The sequence below is a fragment of the Pseudarthrobacter sp. O4 genome (assembly GCF_050157025.1).
In the GTDB taxonomy this organism is placed as follows: domain Bacteria; phylum Actinomycetota; class Actinomycetes; order Actinomycetales; family Micrococcaceae; genus Arthrobacter.
On sequence record NZ_CP189591.1, the window covers coordinates 2217502 to 2242314 of the forward strand.

The 24813-nt window shown below is 68.2% G+C and carries 20 protein-coding genes and 1 pseudogene; 9 read left to right on the top strand and 12 right to left on the bottom strand.

The annotated features are described in order from the left end of the window. Nucleotides 1-34: 34 nt before the first annotated feature. The 3 genes from ACQCSU_RS10195 to ACQCSU_RS10205 are packed head-to-tail and all read left to right on the top strand — an operon-like array spanning nucleotide 35 to nucleotide 2836. Complete coding sequence (locus ACQCSU_RS10195) at nucleotides 35-1495, top strand: ferredoxin reductase family protein (protein ID WP_426979593.1); 1461 nt, start codon at nucleotides 35-37, stop codon at nucleotides 1493-1495. Further along, complete coding sequence (locus ACQCSU_RS10200) at nucleotides 1492-2001, top strand: FMN-binding protein (protein WP_426979594.1); 510 nt, start codon at nucleotides 1492-1494, stop codon at nucleotides 1999-2001. Before ACQCSU_RS10195 ends, ACQCSU_RS10200 begins: the two co-directional genes overlap by 4 nt. 55 nt (nucleotides 2002-2056) lie before the next feature. Next, nucleotides 2057-2836 (top strand): FAD:protein FMN transferase, encoded by a 780-nt coding sequence (locus tag ACQCSU_RS10205; protein ID WP_426979758.1) that lies wholly within the window; start codon nucleotides 2057-2059, stop codon nucleotides 2834-2836. Here ACQCSU_RS10205 and ACQCSU_RS10210 read toward each other — a convergent pair. The 3 genes from ACQCSU_RS10210 to ACQCSU_RS10220 form a co-directional block, all read right to left on the bottom strand. Then, nucleotides 2833-3594, bottom strand: a complete 762-nt coding sequence (locus tag ACQCSU_RS10210; RefSeq protein ID WP_426979595.1) for an SGNH/GDSL hydrolase family protein — start codon at nucleotides 3592-3594, stop codon at nucleotides 2833-2835. The genes ACQCSU_RS10205 and ACQCSU_RS10210 overlap by 4 nt on opposite strands. Nucleotides 3595-3676: 82 nt before the next feature. Continuing rightward, nucleotides 3677-5503 carry a glutaminase A gene (gene glsA / locus ACQCSU_RS10215; RefSeq protein ID WP_426979596.1) on the bottom strand — a complete coding sequence of 609 codons (1827 nt, stop codon included), beginning with the start codon at nucleotides 5501-5503 and terminating at the stop codon, nucleotides 3677-3679. 56 nt (nucleotides 5504-5559) lie between these two features. Continuing rightward, the gene (locus ACQCSU_RS10220) at nucleotides 5560-6054 is read right to left on the bottom strand and encodes a MarR family winged helix-turn-helix transcriptional regulator (RefSeq protein ID WP_426979597.1); all 495 of its coding nucleotides are present in this window, start codon (nucleotides 6052-6054) and stop codon (nucleotides 5560-5562) included. Between the two features lie 115 nt (nucleotides 6055-6169). Between ACQCSU_RS10220 and ACQCSU_RS10225 the strand changes: the two genes are divergently transcribed. Then, the gene (locus ACQCSU_RS10225) at nucleotides 6170-6463 is read left to right on the top strand and encodes a YciI family protein (protein ID WP_426979598.1); all 294 of its coding nucleotides are present in this window, start codon (nucleotides 6170-6172) and stop codon (nucleotides 6461-6463) included. Here ACQCSU_RS10225 and ACQCSU_RS10230 read toward each other — a convergent pair. From ACQCSU_RS10230 to ACQCSU_RS10255, 6 genes are all read right to left on the bottom strand, one after another. Beyond that, the gene (locus ACQCSU_RS10230; RefSeq protein WP_426979599.1) at nucleotides 6460-7293 is read right to left on the bottom strand and encodes an SGNH/GDSL hydrolase family protein; all 834 of its coding nucleotides are present in this window, start codon (nucleotides 7291-7293) and stop codon (nucleotides 6460-6462) included. The two genes, ACQCSU_RS10225 and ACQCSU_RS10230, sit on opposite strands and share 4 nt — an antisense overlap. A 257-nt stretch (nucleotides 7294-7550) precedes the next feature. Further along, entirely contained in the window at nucleotides 7551-8627 is a 1077-nt protein-coding gene (locus ACQCSU_RS10235) for a siderophore-interacting protein (protein ID WP_426979600.1), read from the bottom strand. Then, nucleotides 8624-9454, bottom strand: coding sequence for an ABC transporter ATP-binding protein (locus tag ACQCSU_RS10240; RefSeq protein WP_426979602.1), 831 nt, complete (start codon nucleotides 9452-9454; stop codon nucleotides 8624-8626). The genes ACQCSU_RS10235 and ACQCSU_RS10240 overlap by 4 nt, the downstream gene beginning before the upstream one ends. A 1-nt stretch (nucleotide 9455) precedes the next feature. Beyond that, nucleotides 9456-10526, bottom strand: a complete 1071-nt coding sequence (locus tag ACQCSU_RS10245) for a FecCD family ABC transporter permease (protein WP_426979759.1) — start codon at nucleotides 10524-10526, stop codon at nucleotides 9456-9458. Between the two features lie 74 nt (nucleotides 10527-10600). After that, entirely contained in the window at nucleotides 10601-11632 is a 1032-nt protein-coding gene (locus ACQCSU_RS10250) for a FecCD family ABC transporter permease (protein ID WP_426979760.1), read from the bottom strand. A 115-nt stretch (nucleotides 11633-11747) separates the two neighbouring features. Beyond that, on the bottom strand, nucleotides 11748-12884 hold the full coding sequence (locus ACQCSU_RS10255; RefSeq protein ID WP_426979603.1) for an iron-siderophore ABC transporter substrate-binding protein: 1137 nt from the start codon (nucleotides 12882-12884) through the stop codon (nucleotides 11748-11750). 241 nt (nucleotides 12885-13125) lie between these two features. On the opposite strand from ACQCSU_RS10255, the gene ACQCSU_RS10260 reads away from it, so the two are divergent. Next, on the top strand, nucleotides 13126-15078 hold the full coding sequence (locus ACQCSU_RS10260) for an MFS transporter (RefSeq protein WP_426979604.1): 1953 nt from the start codon (nucleotides 13126-13128) through the stop codon (nucleotides 15076-15078). Continuing rightward, nucleotides 15075-15623 carry a TetR family transcriptional regulator gene (locus ACQCSU_RS10265; protein WP_426979605.1) on the top strand — a complete coding sequence of 183 codons (549 nt, stop codon included), beginning with the start codon at nucleotides 15075-15077 and terminating at the stop codon, nucleotides 15621-15623. Before ACQCSU_RS10260 ends, ACQCSU_RS10265 begins: the two co-directional genes overlap by 4 nt. 85 nt (nucleotides 15624-15708) lie before the next feature. Here the strand turns inward: ACQCSU_RS10265 and ACQCSU_RS10270 are convergent, their stop codons facing one another. The 3 genes and pseudogenes from ACQCSU_RS10270 to ACQCSU_RS10280 form a co-directional block, all read right to left on the bottom strand. Beyond that, nucleotides 15709-19182, bottom strand: a complete 3474-nt coding sequence (locus tag ACQCSU_RS10270; RefSeq protein ID WP_426979606.1) for an ATP-binding protein — start codon at nucleotides 19180-19182, stop codon at nucleotides 15709-15711. 194 nt (nucleotides 19183-19376) lie between these two features. Next, nucleotides 19377-20150, bottom strand: a pseudogene (locus ACQCSU_RS10275) (DUF4194 domain-containing protein); the annotation flags it as partial. Nucleotides 20151-20152: 2 nt separating this feature from the next. Further along, a complete protein-coding gene (locus ACQCSU_RS10280) occupies nucleotides 20153-21601 on the bottom strand; it encodes a DUF3375 family protein (RefSeq protein ID WP_426979607.1) in 1449 nt (482 codons plus the stop codon). Nucleotides 21602-21754: 153 nt separating this feature from the next. Between ACQCSU_RS10280 and ACQCSU_RS10285 the strand changes: the two genes are divergently transcribed. The 3 genes from ACQCSU_RS10285 (at nucleotide 21755) to ACQCSU_RS10295 (ending at nucleotide 24747) form a co-directional block, all read left to right on the top strand. After that, nucleotides 21755-22156, top strand: coding sequence for a PepSY domain-containing protein (locus ACQCSU_RS10285; protein WP_426979608.1), 402 nt, complete (start codon nucleotides 21755-21757; stop codon nucleotides 22154-22156). A gap of 185 nt (nucleotides 22157-22341) precedes the next feature. Further along, entirely contained in the window at nucleotides 22342-22668 is a 327-nt protein-coding gene (locus ACQCSU_RS10290) for a hypothetical protein (RefSeq protein WP_426979610.1), read from the top strand. A 63-nt stretch (nucleotides 22669-22731) separates the two neighbouring features. Further along, on the top strand, nucleotides 22732-24747 hold the full coding sequence (locus ACQCSU_RS10295) for an acyl-CoA dehydrogenase family protein (protein WP_426979611.1): 2016 nt from the start codon (nucleotides 22732-22734) through the stop codon (nucleotides 24745-24747). Nucleotides 24748-24813: the final 66 nt, after the last annotated feature.

Sequence of the window (24813 nt, forward strand, 5' to 3'; positions counted from 1 at the left end):
GCCAAATGATAGGCAGGGAGCGGACTCTGGAGTCATGAATCCACCACTCCAGTCGACTGTTGCGGCCGGACCCCGAGCCCCGGGTGTGACAAACCGTCCACCCGGCTCAGCCGACCCTTTCCGGGCACAGTCCCGCCGAAGGTTACTCAGGGCGGATGTGCTGACCGTGCTGGCGTGGGCCTCCGTTGCCGGCGCCGTGGCGTTGTGGCTGGCCGACGGCGGCGCTTCCGGGTTCTCGAGCCTCTCCGGATCCTTCACAGCAGTTGGAATCGTCGCCGGACTTGCCGGCATGGACCTCGTCGTGCTGATGCTGCTCCTGGCGGCCAGGATCCCGGTCATCGACACCACAGTCGGCCACGACCGCGCCCTCGAGTTCCACCGCAAACTCGGGAAGCCGGCCCTGTACCTCCTGCTGGCCCACGGGATCCTGATCGCGTCAGGCTACGGAATGGCCGAGGGCTTGGACCCCGTCAGCGAGGCAGTGGCCTTATGGGTGCTCGTTCCCGATATGTGGCTGGCATTTGTGTCTGTCGCCCTGTTCGTCGCCGTCGTGGTCACATCCCTCGTAGGTGTCCGACGCCGGTTCCCCTACGAATTCTGGTACGCCGTCCATCTGCTGACCTATGCCGCCGTCCTGACGGCGATCCCGCACCAGTTCAGCGTCGGCGGCCTGTTCGCCCAAGGCACCTGGCAACGCTGGTACTGGCTCGCCCTCTGCATTGCCACCGGCGCCGCACTCCTGCACTACCGCGTCCTGGAGCCGCTCGTGGCCACGTTCCGGCACCAGCTGACGGTGAGCCGGGTGGTTCCGGTGACCCCGGGCGTCGTCAGTATTGAGATGAAGGGGCTCCACCTCCGTGACCTCGCGAGAAGCGGCGGCCGATTCTTCATCTGGCGGTTCCTCGCTCCCGGCCTGTGGTGGCACCCGCATCCCTTCAGCCTCTCCGCAGAACCCGTACAGTTCGACGCTGCGGGAACCGGGGTGCTGCGGATCACCGTCCGCAATCTGGGCCACGGCTCGAGCCAGCTGGCTGCCGTGAAACCAGGAACCAAGGTGGCGGTGGAGGGCCCGTACGGGCTGTTCAGTACCGCGGCCCGCAGCCGTAGCCGGGTGGTGATGATCGGTGCCGGAATCGGGATCACGCCGCTCCGCGCCCTGCTTGAGCGCACCCCGTTCGAGCCCGGCAACGCCACGGTCCTGCTCCGCGGCCACAGTGAGGCCGAGCTGTACCTCGGCGAGGAAATCCTCGAACTCTGCCGGCAACGCGGGGCCACACTGTTCCACCTGACCGGGCCACGGCCCGCGGGTGGACCAAGCTGGCTTCCGGAGACCGCCGCCGGTGCGGGGCATCGGCTGGCCAGCTACGTGCCGGATGTTTCCGATTCCGACGTATATATCTGCGGTCCCGCAGCCTGGGCCCGTAGCGTCCTCCACGACGCCCGCGCGGCCGGTGCCGGCGAGGAACAACTCCACTACGAAAGGTTTGACTGGTGAGAATACGCGCAGCGGTTTCAGCAGCACTCGCGTCCGCCGGAATTCTTCTCGTGGGCTGGCAGTCCGGCGCACAGATCGCCGAAACGGGAAGCACCGCCACCGGCACCTCCGCCGGCTCGGACGGCAGCACGGGAACCACGTCCGGGTCCAGTTCTTCTAGCGGCACCGGGTCCTCGGGCTCTTCCGGCTCGCCACGCGCCGATGGCAGCGCCGGGGCCGCAGCGAAAGCGGCCGGAACGTACGACGGCGCCGTCGTCCAGACCCGCTTCGGCGCAGTCCAGGTGCAGATTACGGTGCAATCCGGCACGATCACGGACGTAACGGCGCTCCAGCTGACCGACGCGGAACGAAAGTCCGTGCAGATCAGCAACCGGGCTGCACCCCTGCTTCGGGCCGAGGTCCTCAAGGCTCAGTCCGCGAGCGTGCAGACCATCAGCGGCGCCACGGCGACAAGCGTCGCCTACCTGAATTCGCTCCAGGCGGCCCTCGATGCAGCGAACCTCTGAGCTCGAGAACCCGGGCGTGACAGACCCCGCCCTGAAAGCCAGGACCTTCGGCTGCATGGGTACGGTCATCAGCCTGACGATGCCGTTCAATGCCGGCCACGCTGGAATTGTTCCCCGAACGAACGGGACCGAACACCCGATCGATGCGGCCGCCGCCGCCGTCGAACGGGTGTTCGCCGGGCTGGACGAAACATTTAGCCTTTACCGCCCGGCGGCAGAGGCAAGCAGGCTGGCTCGCGGCGAAATCACGCTGCGGGAAGCATCCCAGCAGGCGCGGGACAGGTATGCGGAGGCCGCCGGCTGGCGGCTGTTGACGGCGGACGCCTTCACTCCGGAACGGCCGGACGGGGTGCTGGACCTGTCCGGGATCATCAAGGGCCACGCAATCCAGCAGGCGGGCGACACGATCCGGACATCGGGGCTCCGGGACTGGTGCCTGAACGCCGGCGGCGACGTCCTGGTGAGCGGCTCCCCCGTGCCGGGGTCACAGGTGCCGTGGCAGTCCGGGATTGTCGACCCGGAGGACCGGACAGCACTGCTATCAGCTTTTCCGCTGGGCGGTTGCAGCCGTTTCCCCGCGCTGGCGACGTCCGGCTCCGCAGAGCGCGGGAACCATATCTGGACCGCCGGAGCGGGCCGGTCCGCATTCCGGCGGTCCGCATTCCTCCAGGTGTCGGTGGCAGCCGCGGACATTGTCACCGCGGACGTGCTGGCGACGGCGATCGTGGCCGGCGGACGCCCGATGCTGGACCGGGCCACGGACGAGTGGGACGTGGAAATCCTCGCTGTGCTGGGCGACGGCGGACTGCTCGCAACCCCGGGGTTCCGGGCCTAGAGGTGAGCGAGCCGGGCGTACCGCGGCGCCAGTCCGTCGCCGGAGGACTTGCCCGTGACCCGGCGGACCACCCACGGCCCGGCGAATTCGCGGACCCAGCGGGCGTTTGCGCGGATCGTCTCGGCCCGGTTCAGTTCCGGCACCGGCGTCATCGGCGGGACGTCGATCGAGTGCTCGTGCTCGAGGACGGAGAGGACGCGTTTGGCCATGTTCGCGTGGCCGGCCGGGGACATGTGCATCCGGTCGGTGGCCCACATGCCCCAGTCGTAGTACTCGCTGAATCGCCAGTAGTCCACCAGCAGGGCGCCGTGGTCGCCGGCGATTCCGCGGACCAGTTCGTTGTAGATGGCGGTGCGGCCGCGCGTGGTGCCGAAGATCTTCGAGCCGCGGGAGTCGAAACCGGTGAACATCACCACGGTGGCGCCGGTGGCCTTGAGCTTGCGGATGCCGGCGTCGTAGTCCACCAGCAGGTCGTCGATGTCGACCTTGGGCCGGAGGATGTCGTTGGCGCCGGCGTAGATGCTCACCAGCGTGGGTTTGAGCGCGACGGCGGCATCGACCTGCTCGGCCATGATCTGCCGCAGTTTCCGGCCGCGGATGGCAAGGTTCGCGTACCCGAAGTCCGGATCGGCGGCGCCGAGCTGCTCGGCCGCCCGGTCCGCCCAGCCCCGGACGCCGTTGGGACGGGCGGGGTCGTCGTCGCCGACGCCTTCCGTAAAGGAGTCTCCAAGGGCTACATAGCGGGACGTGAAATCCATGGACCCAGTCTGCCAGCAGTTGCCCCAAGCAAACAAAGCAGGGCAGCAAAGCAGGCGCCAACACAGCCGGGCAAACAAAGCCCTACTCCCGGATCCGCACCGCCGATTCGCGCAGGTAGTGCTCCACCCTGGTGTAGGCGTCCCGGGTGAGCGCCTTCCACAAGGCGATGGCCAGCCGCGGGTTGCTGCCTTCCAGTTCTGTGATCGCCTCGGCGCTGAGCACCATCACCCCCACCGCTCCGACCGCCCTGACAGTGGTTTCCTGCCGGCTGCCGCTGCCGAGCGCGAGCTCCCCGAAGGTCATGCCCGCGCTGAGGGTGTTGAGTTTAACCCGCTCCGCGGTGGGTCCCGGGGAGGTACTGCTGACCTTGCCGGAGGTGATGAAGTAAACCCCGCCGAACCGCAGTCCGACGCGGCGGATGACGTCGCCGTCGTCGTACTGCTTTGCCGTCATGAGCGCCGCCAGGGCCTCGGCGTCCGCCACGTCCAGCGGAGCGAGGGCGGGCGAGGCAGTCACGGGGACGTGGTCCGGCAGCAGCAGCTGGGTCCCGTAGCGCTCCAGCAGGCGGTTTTCGCAGTATTCGACGGCGGCGCTCCGGGTGGCGAACGACGGAACCCCGGGCCCGTCCGCTCCCGGGTACTCCTCCAGCGATGCCGCCACCGAGCCGTCCGTTTCGACCAGCACGAGCTCGCGGCCCGCATCGGCCATCCCCTGCCGGGCCAGGGCCAGCATCCGCAGGGCGACTTCGCTCACCTGATCCGTTCGGCGCAGGTCCAGGACGGCCAGTTCGACGTCGTCCTCGAGGTCGCTGAGTTCGCGCACCATGGATTCGGTGCCGGCGAAGAGGAGGTCGCCGTTGAGCTCGATCACCCGGGCACGGCCGCCATTCGCGCGGAGGACATCGGCGGCTTCGTCGTTGCGGCGGATGCCCGACGGTGTCTCGGTGACGTCGTAGGCGGCGAGGATGGCGGAGCGGCCGGTCCGGGCGGCCCGGACAAAGTGCAGTTCCATGTCCCGGGACAGCCGCTGCGCCGTCGCCAGGCCGCGCACGCTGCTGCCGTGTTCATCCAGCGGCGGGGAGTAGACCGCCAGCCCGACCTGCCCTGGCAGGACCGCGATGATCCCGCCGGCCACCCCGCTCTTGCCGGGCATGCCGACGCTGCTGATCCAGGCACCGGCGTCGTCGTACATGCCCGAGGTCATCATCACCGACAGCACACGCTCCACCGGGCCGATCTCCAGGACCCGCTTACCGCTGAGCGGATTCCGGCCGGCGTTGGCGAGCGTAGCGGCCATGATCGAGAGGTCCAGGCAGTTCACCAGCACCGAGCACTGGCGGAAATAGTCCTCGAGGACCGGCGCGGGGTCGTCCTCGATGATGTTGAAGGAGCGCAGCAGGTGGGCCAGGGCCGTGTTGCGGTGGCCGTGCTTGAGTTCGGATTCGTACACTCTCTCGCTCACCGAGAGCTGCCGGCCGGCGAAGGCCGAGTACGTGCTGAGGATCCGTTTGAAGCCGGACTGGCCGCCGGAGCCCTTGATCAGGGAGGTTGCCGTCAGGGCGCCGGCGTTGATCATGGCATTCGCCGGACGCCCGGTACCCTCGGCCAGGGAGATCTCGTTGAAGGAATCACCCGACGGCTCGACGTCCACCTTGGCGTCAACAACCTCATCGCCCAGGTCCTCCAGGGCCAGTCCGTAGGTGAAGGGCTTGGAGATCGACTGGATGGTGAACTCCTCACGGGTGTCCCCAACCTCGTATACCTTCCCGTCCACGGTGGCGAGTGCGATGCCGAAGTTGTCCGGATCGACATTCGCCATCGCCGGAATGGTGCTGTAGGGCTTGCCGTCCCTGAGCTGGGCTATCTCGGCGTGGATCTGGCGCAGGTAGCTCTGGATCGGCGATTCCATAGGACCAACACTAAGCGACGCCGTGCGGCGGGCCCGCGGCTGACCTGCCGGCCGGCTTACTGCCCGCCCTGGTCGCTCTCGCGCAGGATCCAGTGGTCGTCGTCGAGGCGGGCCACGATTTTCTCGCCGATCCGGGCGAGGTCGGCGACGTCTTCCTCGCTGAGGGCATCGAGGAACAGCGAACGGACGGCCTCGACGTGGCCCGGGGCGAGCTGTTCGATCGTGACCATTCCGGCGTCGGTGAGGTGCGCGGTCGTGACCCTGGCGTCCCCGGGGTGCGGGCGGCGCTCCACCCAGCCACGGTTCTGCAGCTTGGTGACCACATGCGAAAGCCGCGACAGGGAGGCGCTGGTGCGCGCGGCGAGTTCGCTCATGGGCAGGAACCGGCCCTCGGTCTCGGACAGCATCGCCAGCACGTTGTAGTCGAAGAGGGAGAGCTTCCCCGCGTTGTGCAGCTGCGTGTCCAGGGCGGCGGGAAGCAGCGTGTTGATGCTGAGCTGGGCCAGCCAGGCCCGGCGTTCGTCGGCGTTCAGCCAGCGCGGTTCGGTCATGGCTCCATTCTAGGAGACGTGAAGCTTGACAGTTCAACCTCGGGGAGCCGCTTCCTTGGCTCCGCCCGGGGGCTCCGCCCGGGTGGGTGCCGCGGGCAGGCGGTAGGCTGACCGTATGTACGTAGTCTCCCTGACCTATAAGGTCCCCGACGAGATCGTTGAATTCCATCTTCCGGCGCACGTGACGTGGCTGCAGAAGGCCTTCGACGACGGCGTCTTTATGGTTGCGGGGCGCAAGATTCCGCGCACCGGCGGGCTGCTGCTCTCCAATGCGGACCGGGCGGTCCTGGATGCATCGCTGGCCCGGGACCCGTTCTACGTCAACGGGGTGGCCCACTTCGAGGTGATGGAGTTCCATGCCAACCGGGTAGCCCCGGGCTACGAGAACCTGCTGGACAGCCCGGCTTAGTCCGCAGGTATTCTGTCGGTCAGTTTCTTCAGGCCTTTCCGGGGAACCCTGACCGGCTCCGGCCAGCGCGGGCTCAGCTCGTCGCCGAGGGTGACGCCGCGGAGCTTGCGTCCGAAAAGCGGCAGCACCCAGTCGTGGACCCAGCGGCGCTGCCGGCGTTCCCAGTCCCGGAGCCCGAGCTTCGCGGGCGCCTCCCGGTCCTTGAGCTTGAACTTGTGCCGCACGCCGAGCTGGTCGAGGACCTGGCCGGCGAGGTATTTGTGGCCCGCCGTGGACATATGCAGCCGGTCCGAATCCCACATCCGGGGATCGTGGAACGCGTCAAAGCACCAGTAATCGACCAGTACGGCCTCGTAGCGGGCCGCCACTTCGCGGACGCGCTGATTGTAGATGGCGTTGCGCCTCTTCAGCGGTTCAAGCAGGGGCGAGACCTTGACGTCAAAGCCCGTGAACAACACCACCGTGGCCCCGCTCGCGGCCAGCGTGGCGACGAGGGTTTCGTAGTCCTTCATGAGGGCGTCGACGTCGGTCCCGAAGTCGAGGATGTCGTTTCCGCCCGCGTACAGGGTGACGAGCGTCGGTTCCATTGCCAGCGCCAGCTGCAGCTGCTCGGCGATGACGTGCCGCAATCGCTTGCTCCGGATTGCAAGGTTGGCGTACTCCCATCCCGGCTCCGCCTTGGCCAGCTTCTCCGCCACCCGGTCCGCCCAGCCGCGCACCCCGTTGGGCAGCCGGGGGCTGTAGTCCCCCACCCCCTCGGTAAAGGAATCCCCCAGGGCAACATAGAGCCGCCGCCCGCCCGGGCCCGGGTTCAGAAGGTTCTCGGCCATGGCGACACGCTATCCCCCCCGAACGACGTCGGGGTTAACAAGCGGGGCACGGCAGGTGAGCCGACCGGTAAGCCGCTGCGGGGCACAACAGGTGAGCCGACCGCACGGCCGGCCGGTGCTTTGCGAAGGAGCGCATCGCCGACCAAAGCCGAACGAGGCCGCCAGCGGCCGAAAGAGGCGTCGGAGGTGTCTAAGCGACGGCAAAGCAGCGGTCGCGGCCGGAAGCCCGGAAGGACCGCGGCCGCAACCTCCAGGCGTCAGAGCTCGGCTTTCCCCTGCCGCCAGTACCCCATGAAGGCGACCTGCTTCCGGTCGATCCCCACGTCCCGCACCAGGTAGCGGCGCAGCTCCTTGATGGCCCCGGCTTCGCCGGCAATCCAGGCGTAGAACGGCATCGCCCCGGCCGGCTTGTCCGGATTCCGGCTGGCACCGAGTGCGGCGGAATCCATCCGGGCCGGGGTTTCCCACAGAATGTCCTGATCCACGTTGACGTCCTCAGGCTCCGGTCCGGCAGCGTTGCCGGTGGTCTTGATGCCCACCCAGCCGGGCACGGGCACGGCGGCGCGGACCGCTTCGCCCAGCAGTTCGCCGTGCGGACGCGAGCGGCCGATTGCCGCACCGCGCGCCAGCCAGGTGATCTCGACGTCGGCGGCAGAGCTGAGGTCCTGGAAGTCACCGGCCTCCGGGACTTCCAGGATGGCGTGCCCGCTCATGTAGGCCGGGAGGCTTTCGAGGATGGCGCCGATCGCCGGAACAGCAGTTTCGTCCCCGGCGAGCAGCACGCGCTGGGCCAGGCCCGGCCGCCATTCGATGCCGGAGTAGGTTTCCGCGGTGACGCAGTGGGCCGCCCGGTTGTTGGGTCCGATGAGCGTGAGGGCATCCCCCGGCTTGGCCGTCAGCGCCCAGTTTGCGGCGGGACCGCCGTTCCCCGAACCGTCGAAGTGCAGCACGAAGTCGACGTCGATTTCCGGGTAGACGGCGTCGAGTCGTTCCCGCCGCACGGTGTAGGTGCGCATGGATCCCCGGGTGGCCGGGTCCATGGCGAGCCATTCCCGGTACCAGCCGGACTCCGCCATCCGGAATTCCGGCAGCGGCACCTGCGTTCCGTCCGCGGCCAGTGAGAGAATCATCAGCTTGACCCGTAGATCCAGGGTGCTGCCGTGGACACCGAAGCCGCGCAGCGAGTAGCCGCCGAAGGTGATCCGGCGGAAGTTGGGGCTCAGCTCCTGGACTGCCGTGACCTGGACATCGAACGCCAGCGTCATCGGTTCGGTGGCCGGTGCGGATATCACGGAGGCGGCCGCGCGGGCCGGGCTGTTGTTGACTGCGCTCATGGGACCAGCTCCAGGGTTGTGGGTACGGTATGCGGGGACTCGGCATGGTGGCGGCCGAGGGGAATGATCAGCGGGGTTCCGGACACCGGGTCCGGGACCACGCGGGATTCGAGTCCGAATACGTCGCGGATCAGCTCCTCAGTGACCACCTCGAGGGAGGTGCCCTCGGCCACGATCCGTCCGGCTTTCATGGCGATGACGTGGTCCGCGTAGCGGGCGGCGAGGTTGAGGTCGTGCAGCACGATCGCCACCGTGGTGCCCCGACGGCGGTTCAGGTCGGTAATGAGGTCCAGCACTTCCACTTGGTGGGCGAGGTCAAGGTACGTGGTGGGCTCATCCAGCAGCAGCACCTCGGTTTCCTGTGCCAGGGCCATCGCAATCCACACCCGCTGGCGCTGCCCGCCCGAAAGCTCATCGACGTTCCGCGCCACGAGATCCAGCGTCTCCGTGGCGGTGAGCGCGTCGTGCACGGCCCGCTCGTCGTCCGCCGACCGGGATCGGAAGAAGCCCTGGTGCGGGTAGCGGCCGCGGCCCACGAGGTCCCTCACCGTGATCCCGTCCGGTGCCGTCGGGTGCTGCGGGAGCAGGCCGAGGGTCCGGGCGACCTCGCGCGCGGGGCGGCTGTGGATGTCCTTCCCGTCGAGGGTGACCATGCCGGAGGCGGGCTTGAGCAGCCTGGACAGGCCGCGGAGGAGGGTGGATTTCCCGCAGGCGTTGGCGCCGACAATCATGGTCACCCGGCCCGCCGGGATGCCGGCGGACAGCCCCTCGATGATGGTGCGCTGACCGTACTTGAGCGTCAGGGCTGAGGCGTGCAGAGCGGCCATCTCAGGCATCCTTTCGGTTGGACGTGACGAGGAGCCACAACAGGAAGGGCGCGCCGAGCGCACCCGTGACCACACCGACCGGCAGGACGGTGCCGACCAGCAGCAGCGGGGCAATGTTCGCGGCGAAGTAGTCTGCCGCGAGGACGATCAGGGCACCGACGAAGGCCGACGCCGGGAGGCTGGCTTTCCGCGTGAAGCGGCGCGCTATGGGACCGGCCAGGAAGGCAACGAACGCCACGGGGCCGGCCGCGGCGGTGGCGACTGAGGCGAGGGCGACGGCGGTGGCCACCAGGCCGAGCCCGGCAGGACCCACGCGGATGCCGAGCCCTGCGGCGGCGTCGTCGCCGAGCTCCAGGATCCGGAGCGGTCCGGCCAGGACAACGACGGCGGGCACCAGGACCAGCAGTGAGAGGCCCAGCACGCCGGCACGGTCCCACGTGGCGGAGTTGAGCGAACCATTCAGCCAGATCAGGGCCTCGGCCGCGGTGCGGATGTCGGTGCGGGTCATGAGGAAATTGACCACGGCGTTCAGCGCGGCGGCGATGCCGATGCCGGCCAGGATGAGGCGGCTGCCGGCGGCGTTGCCGCGGTTGCCGCCGCCGGATCCGAGGGAACCGCTCCTGGAAATTCCGTAGATTGCTGCCGCGACCCCCAGTGCCCCGCAGAGCGCGGCTCCGGAAACGGCCGCGCCCGATGCCCCGAAGATGACGATCGCGGTGACGGCGGCGGCGCTGGCCCCGTAGCTGATGCCGATGACGTCGGGGCTCGCCAGCGGGTTGCGCAGCATGGTCTGGAACACGCCTCCGGACAGTCCGAAGGCAATGCCGATCAAGGTTCCGATGACGGCCCGCGGCAGTTTGTTTTCCATCACGATGAAGCTGGCGCCAGGGATCTTCGGGCCGCCAGTGAAGTGTGCCGCCAGAATCCTGAAGAAGTCTGGAACGGTCACGGTGTAGCTGCCCAGCAGCACTCCCGCGGCAAAGAGGGCCACCACGGCGAGGGCCAGGGCGGCGGTGCGGACTGGCAGAGTCCGGCGCAGGGCTGGCCCCGGCAGGGAGGCGCGAGCGGACACTAGGGGCCCGGTTTCTGCGGATTTCGGGGCCTCAAGTGCCCGCTCGCGCTCAGCGGTGGAGAGGTCGGGGGTGCTCACAGCCCGGCCCCCTTCCCGCGCCGGACCAGCCACACGAACACCGGGGCACCGACGAGGGCCGTCATGATCCCGGCCGGGACCTCGCCGGGGAGCAGGATGACGCGGCCGGTCACGTCGGCCGCCAGCAGCAGAGCCGGGGCAAGAATCATCGACAGTGGCAGGATCCAGCGGTAGTCCGGGCCGGTCAGGAAGCGGACGGCGTGCGGAACGACCAGGCCGACGAAGCCGATGGGGCCCGCGAGCGCCGTGGCCGAGCCGCACAGCAGGACCACGCCCAGGGCGGTGATGCCCCGGACCACCCCCACGCGCTGGCCCAGGCCGCGGGCAATATCGTCGCCGAGGGCAAGGCTGTTCAGGATCCGGCCGGTGCCAAGCACAATCACCGCACCAAGCGCGAGGAACGGCAGCCCGGGCAGGACGACGGACCAGTCACGGCCCGCGATCCCGCCGACCTGCCAGAACCGGAACCGGTCCAGGGTGTCCTGGCTGGAGACCAGGATGACGTTCATCAGCGAATACAGGCCGGCGCTCAGGGCCGCGCCCGCCAGGGCGAGTTTGACCGGCGTCGCGCCTTCCCGGCCCATGGACGCAATCAGATACACCACGACGGCGGCCGCCGCGGCGCCGATGAACGCGAACCAGATGTACCCGGTCAGGGATGAGACGCCGAAGACGTAGATCCCGGTGACCACGGCCAGGGCGGCGCCGGCGTTGACGCCGATGATGCCGGGGTCCGCGAGCGGGTTGCGGGCGACGCCCTGCATGGCGGCACCCGCGAGACCCAGGGCTCCGCCTGCCAACAGGCCCAGGACAGTGCGCGGGATCCGCGCGTGGATGACGGCGTGGTTGCCGTCGGCGGGGTCGAACTGTGTCAGCGCCTGCCAGACAGTGCCCAGGGGAACCCCCCGGGCACCGACCGTCAGCGACGCTGCGCAGACCAGGACAAGTACGACGACGGCGGCCAGCAGCCAGGCGGCCTGCTTTCCGGCCTCCCTTTTCTGCGCGCGAACGGGCAGTTGCGGCCCCATTTCGGGCGTTTTCAGGGCCTCAAGTGCCCGTTCGCGCGGGGTGAGGCGGGCCGAAAGTGCGCTGAGGGCACTGCCGGCGGGCGCCGTCGTCGTACTTTTCGTCATGGAAGCGTACTTACTTCACCGCGGCTGTGACGTTATCCGCTGCGTTCGCCAGCTGCGGCAGGAACGTGTCCAGCGACCACGGCAGGCTCAGGGGCGAGGAAGCGGAGATGGACAGGGTCAGCGTGTTGTCCGAGTCGGCGACCAGGGCGCCGTTCTTGATGGCCGGGATCTGGCCGAGCAGCGGGTCGGCCTTGATGGACCCGGTGGTGGCCGCGTCCGGGACCCAGGTGACGAAGACGTCCGAGTTGAGCTCGTTGGCCTTTTCAGCGGACCACGGGATGAAAAATTCCTTGGAGCCCTTCGAGTTGTCCTCCACAACGGACGCCAGCTTCATGCCGATTTCGGTGAGGAAGCGCGGACGGTTGTCGTTTGCGGTGTAGACGTTGACGCCGTCGCTCTTGTCCGGTTCCAGGTTGCCGTAGATGAAGGATTTGCCGGCGATCTGCGGGTATTTGGAGACCCTGTCCTTGATGGCGGCCTCGGTGTCGGAGACCAGCTTGGCGGCTTCGGCTTCCTTGCCCAGGGCGTTACCGATGATGGCGGTGGACTCCTGCCAGGGCGTGCCGTAGGCCAGCTCCGGGTGCGCCACGACGGGTGCGATTTCGCTGAGCTTCTTGTAGTCCTCTTCGGTCAGGCCGGAGTAGGCGCCCAGGATGACGTCCGGGTTCAGCTTGGCGATCTCGGTGAAGTTGATGCCGTCAGCCTCGGAGAACTGGACCGGGGCCTTGTCCGTGCCGAAGCCGGCGCCGAGCTTTTCCAGCGCGGCGTCCTTCCACGGCGTGGAGCCTTTGTCGTTGCCGCCCCATTCATTCTTGGGGACGCCCACGGGAACCACTCCGAGGGCGATGGCGACGTCGTCGTTGACCCAGGAAACAGTGACAACGCGCTTGGGCTGTTCCTTGATGGTGGTCTCACCGAAGACGTGCTTGACGGTGACCGGGAACTGCGAGCTGGATGACGTGCTGGCGGCCGAGGAGCCCGCGGAGGCGGAGCCGGCGGGGCCCGTGGAGCAGGCGGTCAGGGAGAGTGCGGCTGCGGCGAGGACGGCCGTTGCCTTGCCGGCTGTCTTGAGCAGGGCGCGGCGGGACGGGCCGGCGGTCAGGCCGCGGCGGCCTGCGCCCGGGCCGGAGAAGAGGGGGGAAGTCACGGAACTCCTTAGGTGAGTGATGCAAACCTAAGTAAGGCTAGCCTATCCTACGGCTAATTAAGCAAGGTTAGCGTAACGTAATTGTCTCCATCGCACTCCCGAAGGGGATTCCCGGCCCCAGCAGTGGGCAGCCACACAGCGCCAGGTGTTGATTTCAGGGGGTGAACGATGGTTCACTCGAAGGAGTAAACGAGCGTTCACCACCCCGGAACCGCCGTCGCGCAGCAGGAGGCTCCCGCCCATGACACAAAACAGCACCCGATCCCTGTCCCCGGGAGCCATCACCGCCGTGCTGGCCCTCAGCGGAACCCTTGTCGCCCTGATGCAGACTCTCGTCGTGCCGCTGCTGCCGGACTTCCCCCGGATCCTCGACGTCACCTCCGACGACGCCTCATGGCTGGTCACCGCTACCCTGCTGTCCAGCGCGGTGGCCACACCGATCGTTTCCCGCAGTGCCGACATGTACGGCAAACGGAAAATGATGGTGGTGTGCCTTGCCATCATGGTGGCCGGCTCCGTCATCGCCGCGGTGGGCGGCTCCTTCCTGTGGCTGATCATCGGACGGGCCCTGCAGGGCTTCTCAGCGGCCCTGATCCCCGTTGGCATCAGCATCATGCGTGACGAGCTGCCGAAGGAAAAAATGGGATCGGCGGTGGCACTGATGAGCGCCACACTGGGGATCGGCAGCGCCATGGGCCTGCCGCTGGCCGGGCTGCTGTACGAAAGCCTCGGCTGGGAATCGATCTTCTGGGTGTCCGCCGGCGCGGGCGCCCTGCTGCTCCTGGCCGTGGTGCTGGTGGTGCCGGAGTCCCGCGTGCGTACGCCGGGCCGGTTCGACTACCTCGGCGCGGTGGTGCTCTCGGCCGCCCTGGCGTCACTGCTCCTGGCCATTTCCAAGGGAGGCTCGTGGGGCTGGGGATCGGAGCCTGTGCTGCTGCTGTTCTGTGCCGCCGCATTGCTCCTCGCGGCGTGGGTTCCCTATGAACTCAAGATCGGTCAGCCGATGGTGGACCTGCGCACATCCGCCCGCCGCCCCGTGCTCCTCACCAACCTGGCCTCGCTGCTGATCGGCTTTGCCATGTTCGCCAATATGCTCCTCACCACCCAGCAACTCCAACTGCCTGCCTCCACCGGCTACGGGTTCCAGCTGAGCGTCGTCACCGCGGGCCTCTGCATGGTCCCGTCCGGGCTGGCCATGGTGCTATTCGCACCGGTCTCAGGCGGCATCATCAGACGCTTCGGCGGACAAACAGCCCTCATCGCCGGTGCCGCCGTCATGATCGCGGGATACGTGGGGCGCGTCTTCTTCTGGGACTCAGTCGTCTCCGTAATCATCGGCTCCACCGTCGTCAGCATCGGCACAGCCATTGCGTACGCCGCAATGCCCACGCTGATTATGGGAGCCGTACCGATCACGGAAACGGCGTCGGCCAACGGGCTCAACAGCCTCGTGCGCTCCATTGGAACCTCGACGTCGAGTGCCGCCGTCGCCGCCGTCCTCACGTCAGTGACGCTGACTGCTGGAGCTGTCCGCCTTCCGTCCTTCGAAGCGTTCAGGGACGTGTTCTGGATGGCGGCCCTGGCCTCGACGGCATCCATCGCCGCGGCCGTCTTTATTCCCCGCGCCGCGGCCACCCCCAAAGCCGCAGCCCCGGCCACGGCCGCGCATGAACTCGTGGTCCAGGGCCGCGTCCTGACGGCGGCACACCGCCCCGCGACTCCCGCCGTCGTGACTGTGCTGCAGACCACGGGCGAGCCGGTGGACTGGAGCAGGGTGGACAGTGACGGCAACTACTCGGTGGCGCTGCCCGGCGCGGGCAAGTATCTGATGGTGGCCAACGCCGCCGGCTGGGCGCCCATGGCGGAAGTGTTCGACTTCGACGGCCGTACTCTTCAGCAGAACTTCCACCTGGACAACCGGCTGGAGCTCGACGGCGTGGCCAGCGTCGGGGGGACACCGGTCCCCGGCGCGGTGGTCACCCTGCTCCAGGCCACCGGCGAACACCTCGCCACCACGCTTGCCGACGCGGCGGGCAGGTATGTGTTGCCCCTTCCCGTGGCGGGGCGCTACATCGTGACTATGCTTCATCCCGTGACACATCAAGCCGCGGCCCGCAAGCTCGCCGTCGATAACCGCTCCCTTGCGGCCGATCTCGACGCCGACCCCCTCCGCGCGGAGCCGGTGCACGCGTGAGCAGCCCGAGCCATGCCGCTATCCTCGACGCCGCCGGCCGGCTCTTCGGCGAGCGCGGATACCGTGCCGTGACGGTGCGTGACATTGCCGCCGACGCCGGAGTGTCTGCCGCCCTGGTGATGAAGCTGTTCGTCTCGAAGGACAAGCTGTTCGCCGCCGCGCAGCCGGACGAATCGCTGCTGACGGACCTGGACGTCCCGGCGTCGGAACTCGGCAGCGCCCTGGTGTTCCGTGTCCTGATGCGGCGGGAACGCGGGATGCAGGAGCCCTGGGCCATGATTCCGTTCACCATCCAGGACTCACCGGATCCCGACGCCGCCCGGGGAGAAACGCGCGAACGGTATCTGGCCAGCATTGCGGGCCTGGTCGGGGACTCAACGCCGGACCGCAGGTTCGCCTCGACAGTGATCGCCCTGATGACGGGATTCGGCGAAACCGTCCGGGCGCTCGGGCTGTTCGACGGCTGGGACTTCGACGAGCTCGTGGCGTACTACGGGGCGATCGTCCAGGCCCAGATCGACGCGTGCCAGGCCGCACGGCCCTGACCGCCCCTGGATTCGGCTCCCCCTCAGCTCCCGCAACCCAAACGCCGACGCCTCCTCACATCAGGTGAGGGACCGTCCGGGGTGGTCAGCGGAGCACGATGTCCACGGGATTGGCCTCGGATCGCCATAGACCCTCGCCGCCCGGGCGCGGCCCGATCACCGGAGCCGTGAGCACACCGGAACGGTTGGTCCGCTTGTCCCGCAGGATCTCGGTGACCGATCCGAGGTGCCGGGAAAGGTCGATCACGTTCTCCGGGGCGGCCAGGAGCAGCTGGAAGCCGAACTCGTGCAGCGCCTTGATGCCGGCGCCGGCGAATTCCTCCGACGCCAGCACGAAGGCCTCGTCCATCATCACAGTCCCGTACGTGGTGAACCCCTGCTCGGCGATCCCCAGCTGGTAGCTGAGGGCCGCGGCCATGATGAACGCGGTGAAGCGCTGCCGCTCGCCGCCGGACATGGAGCCGGTGTCCGCGTGCATAAAGACATCTGTTCGTTTAAAGACATCTGTTCGTTTGCCGTCGCGCGGGCCCTGCACTTCGCGGTGCTCCTTGCACTGGATGAAGAGGTGCCCGCGGACGTCCAGCACGTCGGCACGCCAGCGCCGGTCCTCCGGGGTCTGCGAACCGAGCCGCTTCACGAGTGTTTCGAGCGACTCGTACCGGTTGGTGAGCTCGGCGTCGTCGTCCGTCTCCGAGCCGGGCGACGTCCCGGCGCCCCTCACCGGCCGCGCGTGCCGGACCTTGAGCGCGTTCTGGATGGCGTCCTTGAACTGCTTGGCCGTGGCCGGCAGGGTCTGCTTGATGTCAAGTTCCAGGAAGCTGCCCTCGTGGAAGTTCACCCCGGACAGGATGCCGTTCAGCGGCAGGATGCGGCTGGTGATGGACCGGCGCTCCTCGTCCAGCAGGTGCAGCAGCGTGCTGAAGGATTCGTGGGTGCGCTGGTTGAAGAACCGCCGGAACTCGGCCTCCTGCGCGGGCAGGCCGTCGCTGACAATGGCGTGGTAGCGGCCCTCGAACTCGCCCGCCGCCCCGATCGAGGTGCCGTGGTCCGCGGAGATGGCCGTGCCCCATTCGCGCACGAATCCCTCGAAGATGCGGGTGAGCCGCTCCGAGGTGGCCTGCCCGCGGGATTCGGCCGCGTGCAGCTCGGCGAGCAGCCGGGTCCGGACCTGGTTGGCCAGGTTGTCCAGCTCGTGCATCTCCACGACGTCGCCGAACCCAGCGAAGTACGGTTCCAGCGCGGCGGCGGTGGCGTCCGACGGCGGCGACTGCGCCACGCGCGTGCGCGCCGCGTCCAGCAGCGAGTCAGCCGCCGTCAGCTGCTGGTCCAGCGCCTTGTATTCGCTCTGCAGGACGGCCGCGGCCTCTGTACTGGACTGGTGCTTCTGCCGCGCTGCCTCGATGTTGGCACGCAGCGGTTCGAGGTCCGCCTGCGCAGCGAGGGCGTCCTTGAGCCGCTGCTCGATTTTCGCGAGCTCAGCGCCGGCGACGGCCGCCGAGACCTGCTCCCACGGGCGGTGGTCTTCGGCAATCCGGCGCAGCGCGTCGAGCTGCCGGGTCATGCCCTGGTGCGATTCTTCCCGGCTCCGCGCCAGTTCGGCGGCCTTGGCGAGCTCCTGCTGGAGGTCCTCGACCTGGGCTGCGACGAGCTCCAGCTTGGAGGCGTTGTCGAAGCCGAGGACGTAGTCCTGCCGGCCGGTGAAGCGGTCGTCCTTTTCGACGGTGTGGCGGTTGCGCTTGACCACCCCGCCCAGGCTCAGGCCCTTGTCCAGCCGGGCGAGCTCGTCAGGGTCCTCGACGCAGGGGTAGGCAAAGTCGAGGGCGATCCGTTCGCGGATCCACTCGCCGGCTTCCCCGGCCGGTCCGGCGGTGAGGATGTCCAGCTTCCCCAGCAGGTCGCCGTCGGCCGCGTTCTCCAGGGCCAGCGCCCCGCCGGCGAGCGGCTTGGAGACATCCACGGCGCGAAGTGCGCCCCGGACGGTGTTGTCGTTGAGGTAGCGGGTGACGGCGGCGAAGTGCTCGCCCGGGACCAGAAGCGTGGTGGCGAGGTTCCGCAGCGCGCGCTCGGCAGCCGGCCGCCACTGTTCCTGCCCGTCGGCGAGGTCGATCAGCTCGCCGCCGAATGGCATCCGCTCCTCGGGAATGCCGGTGGCGGCCGCGATGGCGCTCCGGTTTTCGATGCTCGACGGCGGCAGCAGGGACTTGCGCGTCTTCAGCGAGACGAGCTCCTGCTGGGCCGCGGCGAGTTCGCGTTTCCTGGTGGCGTGGCCGTCGAAGGCCTCGAAGCGCAGCTCCTTGAGCGCTTCGGAATCGTCGTGGAGCTCGGCCGAGCGTGCGGCCGCGTGCTCGTGGGCCTGCTCCCAGCCGGCCGCCGTCCACTCGAGTTCCAGTCCGGCGTCGGACAGCGCCTTGCGGGCCGATTCCTCCACTTGCTGGCGGAGCTTGAGCCCCACCCGGGCGTTCTCAAGCGACTGCTCGATCGCCGAGATCGCGTTGCCGCCCTGGTTGTTGTAGTCCGCCTCGAGCTGGCGCAGCTCCTTGGCCAGGCCGTCGCGGACCCCGCGTTCGGCGCCGAGCTCCTTGGCCTTCGCCTGCGCGAGGTCCTTGAACCGGGCAAGCGTTGCCTCGTGCACCGTGACGGCCAGCTGCTGCTTGTAGGCCTCGAATTCCTCCCCGCCGAGGTCCCGGAGCCGGTTCGCGTCGAGCAGGGACTGGGCGTATTCCTTGTTCAGGCCCGGGACCGGTGCCAGCTGGTCGCGCTGCTGCCGGACATCCTCGAGGCGCTGCCGGATGGACATCAGGTTGCTGAATTCCTCGACGACGTCGTCCGCCGCCGCCAGCGTGGCCGGGGCATCCAGCACCTGGTCGCGGAAGAAGGTGTTGACGCTGCCGCCCAGGCCCTTGCCGGCCTGAATCACGCGGAGCAGCGGGAGTGCCTGGTCCGAGTTGATGCCCAGCAGGCGCCGGAAGCGCTCGGCGAACGCCTTGTGGACGTCGAAGATCTGGGCGTCCGGGAAGATGGCGTCCAGGGCCGCCTTCGTGAAGCGCTTCCCGGCAATGCCCTCGATCGCGGCCAGGTCCAGCGGCGTGTTGTCGATCATGTAAAAACGCCCGACGCTGGACTCCGTGCCGTTCTTGGGCAGGTCAAACAGCGCCGACACCGTCACTTTCGTTCCGGCGGCGTTATCGAACGTCAGCGCGACGGCGGACCAGGTGGCGCCGGGGCGCTGGAAGGCACTCGCCGAACCCTCGCCGACGGCCTTGTCCCCCACCTTGCCGCGCATGTAGGTGAACGTGGTCCGCTTGTCCTCGACCGCGCCGCCGGCGCGCTGGGCCGCGGCCTCGTTGGAGCGCGGCCGGGCGTCGAAGACCCGCAGCATCGCGTCGAAAAGCGTGGACTTGCCGACGCCGGAATTGCCGGTCAGCAGGGTGCCGTTGCGGTCCACGTGCATGGTGTGGGCGCCATGGAATGTGCCCCAGTTGACCACCTGCACGAGTGCCAGGCGCATCTGGCCGGGGTTGGTGAGCTCGCCCATCGGCAGCATGGTTGCGATGCTCACTTGGCTGCCTCCGCTTCGGTGGTTGCGTCGGTCGTGGTTGCCTTTGACTCCGCAGCCGATGCCGCCCCCGCCCCTTCGCCGGACAGCAACCGTCCTTCGGACGATGCTGCCGGCTCCGACAGGCCCGATGCCACTCCCTGGGCGGCATCGGCTGCTTCGTCGTTGTTAAGGTCACCATCACCGTTAAGGTCACCATCACCGTCGTCGTCAGTGTCGTCCGCGTTCCCGGTGGTGTCGCCGTCGAGCTCCAACAGCGGCTCTGTGCCTGACGGGTCGGTGGCGGCGGCCATCAGGGCTTCGATTTGGGCGGGGATGTCGCCGATGTTTTCGAAGGGGAGGGCCAGCGGGAGGGCGTTGGAGATGGTGTAGACCTCGTCCAGGCCGGTGGTGAGGAGGAGCTGGCGGGCCAGGAGCTTGGTGACGGCGCGGTTGACGACGTCGGAATCGCGCAGCGCGTCCTGCTGGCCGGAGGGCTGGTAGTGGGCCACGAGCTCGGCGATTTCCTCGCGCGTGATCGTGGGGTCGGTCTGGGCTGTGACGTGGCGGTCCAGGAGCAGGCGCAGGCGCAGCAGGACGATGGTTTCCACCCGGCTGAGGGCGCGCTGCTGGCGCAGGATGCTGGAGCGGGTGCTGCCGCCGATCGCCTCGGGGTCCACGGGCCGCAGGACTGCCACCTTGCGTTCGTGGTCCAACTGCAGGGTCAGGAAGAGCTCGGACAGGCGGCTGCGCAGGATCAGCTGGTTGTCCAGCAGCGTGGTCCACAGCTTTTCGTCCCGGCCGCCGTCGATGTACGGGCCTTTGAGGAGTTTCACGAGGGCCTGGCGGACCTTCATCGGGAGCACGCCGGTGTCCCCCGGGAAGAGCGCGGCGCCGTCCACGAAGGTGTCCCGCGGGGTGACCGTGAACGGGTCGGCGTGGACGTGCTGGGCAGGCTCCGCACCATGTGCTTCTTGGGAAAGTTCAGTCATCTTCAATCCTTCTTGAGCGTGACCACTGGCAGGTACGCGGTGCGCGTGGAGCCGTCGATCTGTTCGAAGTCGAGGGTGTTCCAGGCTCCGCGGTCGAAGCCGGCGCCCTCGTGGAGGGCGTGGGAAAGCAGGGCGCGGATGGAGTTGATGTGCTGTTCCCCGGCCGGCAGCTGGGACCAGGCCACCGCCAGCGTTGACGCCCCCGCGACGGCGGCCCGGATGGCCTGGGGTTTCGCCTTGCCCGTCCGCGGCGAGCGCACCCGGTCCGAGTCGCTGAACGCGATGGGATCGGCAAGCTTCGGCGGCGCGGCGAACTCGTCCGGGTCAAAGAGCTTGACCATGGACAGGGACTCGAAACCGGCGTTGAACAGCACCGGGCCACGGACCAGTCCGGGACGTTCGCGCTCGTACGGCAGGGTGCGGATGGCCTGCTCGGCCTCACGGAGCACCTTCCGGAGCCGGACCGACTGGCGGAAATCGTCGCTCTGGACGTAGGTGTTGAGGCTCTCGCTGAGCTTGCCGTAAATCCGCTGGATCTGGCTGTGCTGGGTGCGGAGTTCAGCCACGAGGTTCTTCAGGGTCTCGCGTTCCTCGTGGCTGAGATCATCGGCGAACTGCCGGCTGAGCACCTCGCCGATCGCGGAACGGAAGCGCAACTGCTGCTGCGGATCCTCCAGGAACGCCGTGAAGGAGCGGAACGTCCTGCCCTCGGGACTCTGCCGGAGCCGTTTGTCCGCTTCCAGCACCTGGGCCATCGTGGCGCCCTTGCTGAGCGACTCCTCGATGATCTGGTTGCGGAGCTCCCCCACCAGCTCCTCGATCCGGTCACGCATCTTCTTGTAGTCGGCGGGCAGGCTGGCGGCGAGGTCCAGGATGTTGCCCGCGGCCTCCACGGCCTCGTCGTCGTCGAGCAGGCCGTCGAAGTCGCCGGAGCTGATGTCCTCGATCAGCTGGCGGCGTTCGCCGATCTCCTCCTCGAGGGACTCCAGCCGCGCGCTCTGGTCCGGATTCGTCTCATTGGCGAGCTTTTCGACGTCGCCCAGCAGCGTCCCGAGCCGGGAACCGTTCAGGGTGGAGCGTTCGCTGGAGAGGCTGTCCAGGAACGCGAGGACGCGGGCCGCGGGTTCGGTGACTTCGTAGACGATCTGGCCGGACTGGTTGCGCCGGGTCAGGAAGTTCTTCCGGGTCCACTCATCACCGAAAGACTTCCCGTTGGCCGACCCGCCCAGTCCCGGGTCCTGGCGGCGGAGCTGCTCAAGGAAGGCGTCGACGTCGGCGTGGAACTGCTCCAGCGGGAGCTGCGGCCGGGTGCGGGTGAAGGAGGCCTGCAGCACGGCGATCACCCATGGTGCGGAGCGGGTGAGTGCCCAGGCCGGTCCCTTGGTGAGCAGTTCGAGGTCCCGGAGGCGGGCGCTGATGGCGTCGGCCGAGGACACGGCGGAGCGGGACACGCATTCTCCTTCAGCTGCCTTGGGGGTCTTGGTGGGCAGCGGATACGAAAAACTGCCAGCTACAAGGTTAACGCAGGCCTTCGCTTTGCATTCATCGTTGTCTGCTGTCCGGTTCAGGAGCACACTATTTACACCACATGAGAGGAGACAGTCATGCGCAAGAAAACGTTGCTGATCACCGGGGTGGCGGCGGCCGCCGTGGTGCTGGGCGGGGCGACGGTGGCGGTCGCGGCAGCTAGCACGCCGGCCGGCCCTGCGGGCAGTTCGATCCGGGTGCAGAACCTCATCGGCCCCGAGCGGGACGACGATTCGGACGTTGGAGACGACGATTCGGACAACGGTCCAGCGCTGAGCGCTGCCGACTGGGACAAGGCCGCGAACGCCGCACTCGCCAAGGTCGGCCAGGGCCGGGTGAGCGAAGTGGAACGCGAAAACGAGGGCGGCTCTGCCTACGAGGTGGAGGTGCGCCTGGACAACGGTTCCGAGGTCGAAGTCCAGGTCGGTGCGGATTTCCAGGTCCTGAACCAAAGCGCCCCCGAAGCCGACGACGACTGACCGGTTCCGCGGGCCACAAGTCACGGGCCGTGAGGCTTCCGCAACCGCTCCGTGACCTACGCCCCGGTAGCATTTCGATCCCATATCAAGAGTCCCGGCTCGCCCCGAGGACTCTGGTTGACCGCGTCTCCTGCACCCTACGCTCAGCGTACTGATTCAGCCGAAGCGATGGTGCAGGAGGAAGAATGCAGTTTGACCTAAGCGCAGTGGAAACGGGAACCATGGTGTTCATCGGGACTCTCGTTTTTGCCCTGGTGATCACACTCTTCATGATGACGGCGGCCTTCACCGCCCTGGTACTGGTGGGCGTCGGACGCCTCGCCTGGCTGGTCGCGGCAAATATCCTGCTGGGACTGGTCCACGGCCTCAACCACGCGTGGGACCGGCTGGTCCACCACGCCTCCACGGTGGAGCTGCCCGGTGATCTCGCCGGTGACTTCGCGACTGACTTTATGGGCCAGCCGGCCCCTAGCACGGGCACTTACCCGCGGGTAGTATTGCGGGACAGCTGAAGGGTCCTCCACCCACGGCGGATCCAGCGCTCAAGCCGGTCACCCGGTTAGAGGAGATGCCCGATGAGCTCCGCCGTCGAAAATCCAGCCACTGAAAATCCCTCAACCGACGGTCCCGCGGCGGACGGCCCGGTCCCGCCGGGCGCCATCGGCCCGGAGGCCACGGAGGCCGATGCGCGGGCCATCACCGAGGCAGCCCGCGAGACGAGCTGGGACAGGCCCAGTTTCGCCAAGGGGCTGTATCTCGGCAGCTTCGACCTGAGCCTGATCCACCCGTGGCCGGAAGCCCCCGCGGACGACGTCGAACGCGGCGAAGCGTTCATGGCCCGCCTGACCGCCTACTGCCGGACGATGTCCGGGCGCACCATCGAGCGCCACGCGCTGATCCCGGACGAGTACCTCAGGGGCCTCGCGGAGCTGGGCGTTTTCGGGATGAAGATCCCCCGCGACTACGGCGGTCTGGGCCTCTCCCTCGTCTACTACGGCCGGGCGCTGGCCCTGCTGGGCTCGGTCCATCCCAGCCTGGGCGCCCTGCTCTCAGCCCACCAGTCCATCGGCGTCCCCGAACCGGTCAAGGTATTCGGCACCCCGGAACAGAAGCAGGAGTACCTGCCCCGCTGTGCCGCCGGCGCCATCACCGCGTTCCTCCTCACCGAGCCCGACGTCGGCAGCGACCCGGCCCGGATGGGCAGCACCGCCGTCCCCTCGGATGACGGGGAGTCGTATGTCCTGGACGGCGTGAAGCTCTGGACCACCAACGGAGTGATTGCCGAACTCGTCGTCGTCATGGCGCTCGTCCCGGCCCGCACCGATGCTGACGGCACGGTCCACAAGGGCGGGATCAGCGCCTTCGTGGTGGAGATGGACTCGCCCGGCATCACAGTGGAAAACCGCAACGCCTTCATGGGGCTGCGCGGCATCGAAAACGGCGTGACCCGCTTCCACCAGGTCAGAGTGCCGGCGGCCAACCGGCTGGGGCAGGAGGGCCAGGGCCTGAAGATCGCGCTCACCACCTTGAATACCGGCAGGCTCGCTCTTCCTGCGCTCTGCGTAGCCTCCGGGCGGTGGAGCCTGAAGATAGCCCGCGAATGGTCCAATGCCCGCACCCAGTGGGGCCGGCCGGTAGGCAAGCATGAGGCCGTGGGCAAGAAAATCGCCTTCATCGCCGCCAGCGCCTTCGCCCTGGACGCCGTGTTCGAGCTGACTGCCGAGCTGGCCGACGCCGGACAGAAGGACGTCCGGATCGAGGCGGCCCTCGCCAAGCTGTGGTCCACGGAGATCAGCTGCCGGATCGCCGACGAGCTGGTCCAGATCCGCGGCGGCCGCGGTTTCGAGACGGCGGACTCACTTGAGGCCCGCGGCGAGCGCGCCGTGCCGGCCGAACAGCAGCTGCGTGACCTCCGGATCAACCGGATCTTTGAGGGGTCCTCGGAAATCATGAAACTGCTGATCGCACGGGAGGCCGTGGACGCGCATCTGGCGGCGGCGGGGGACCTCGCCTCGGAGGATGCCAGCCTGTCGGACAAGGCGAAGGCCGCAGTCGGGGCTTCCGGTTTCTACGCCAAGTGGCTGCCCAAGCTCGTCGCCGGCGCCGGGATGGACCCGCGTTCCTACAGCGACTTCGGCCGGCTTGCGAAGCAGCTGCGCTTCGTTGAGCGGTCCTCCCGTCGGCTGGCCCGCCAGACCTTCTACGGGATGGGCCGCTGGCAGGCCAAGCTTGAGCACAAGCAGGCGTTCCTGGGTCGGATCGTGGATATCGGGGCCGAGCTGTTCGCGATGGCTGCCTGCTGCGCGCGCGCGGAGATGCTGCTGCGTACCGCGCCGGAGCGGGGCGCGTCAGCTTTCGAGCTCGCCGAGGCGTACTGCGAGCAGGCCCGTGTCCGGGTGGACGAATACTTCGACCAGCTGTGGAGGAACACGGACGACGGCGACCACGTGCTTTCCCGCAAGGTGCTGGACGGCGACTACGTGTGGCTTGAGGCCGGCGTGCTGGACCAGTCCGAGGGCACCGGACCGTGGATTGCCGACGCCAGCCCGCGGGCCTCGGTGAAGGAGAACCTGCACCGGAACTACCGCTGAACCGGGCTTCGGACGCCCCGCTGCCACCACAGTTGAATGGTAAGCACCCTTGCTAACCGGCTATTC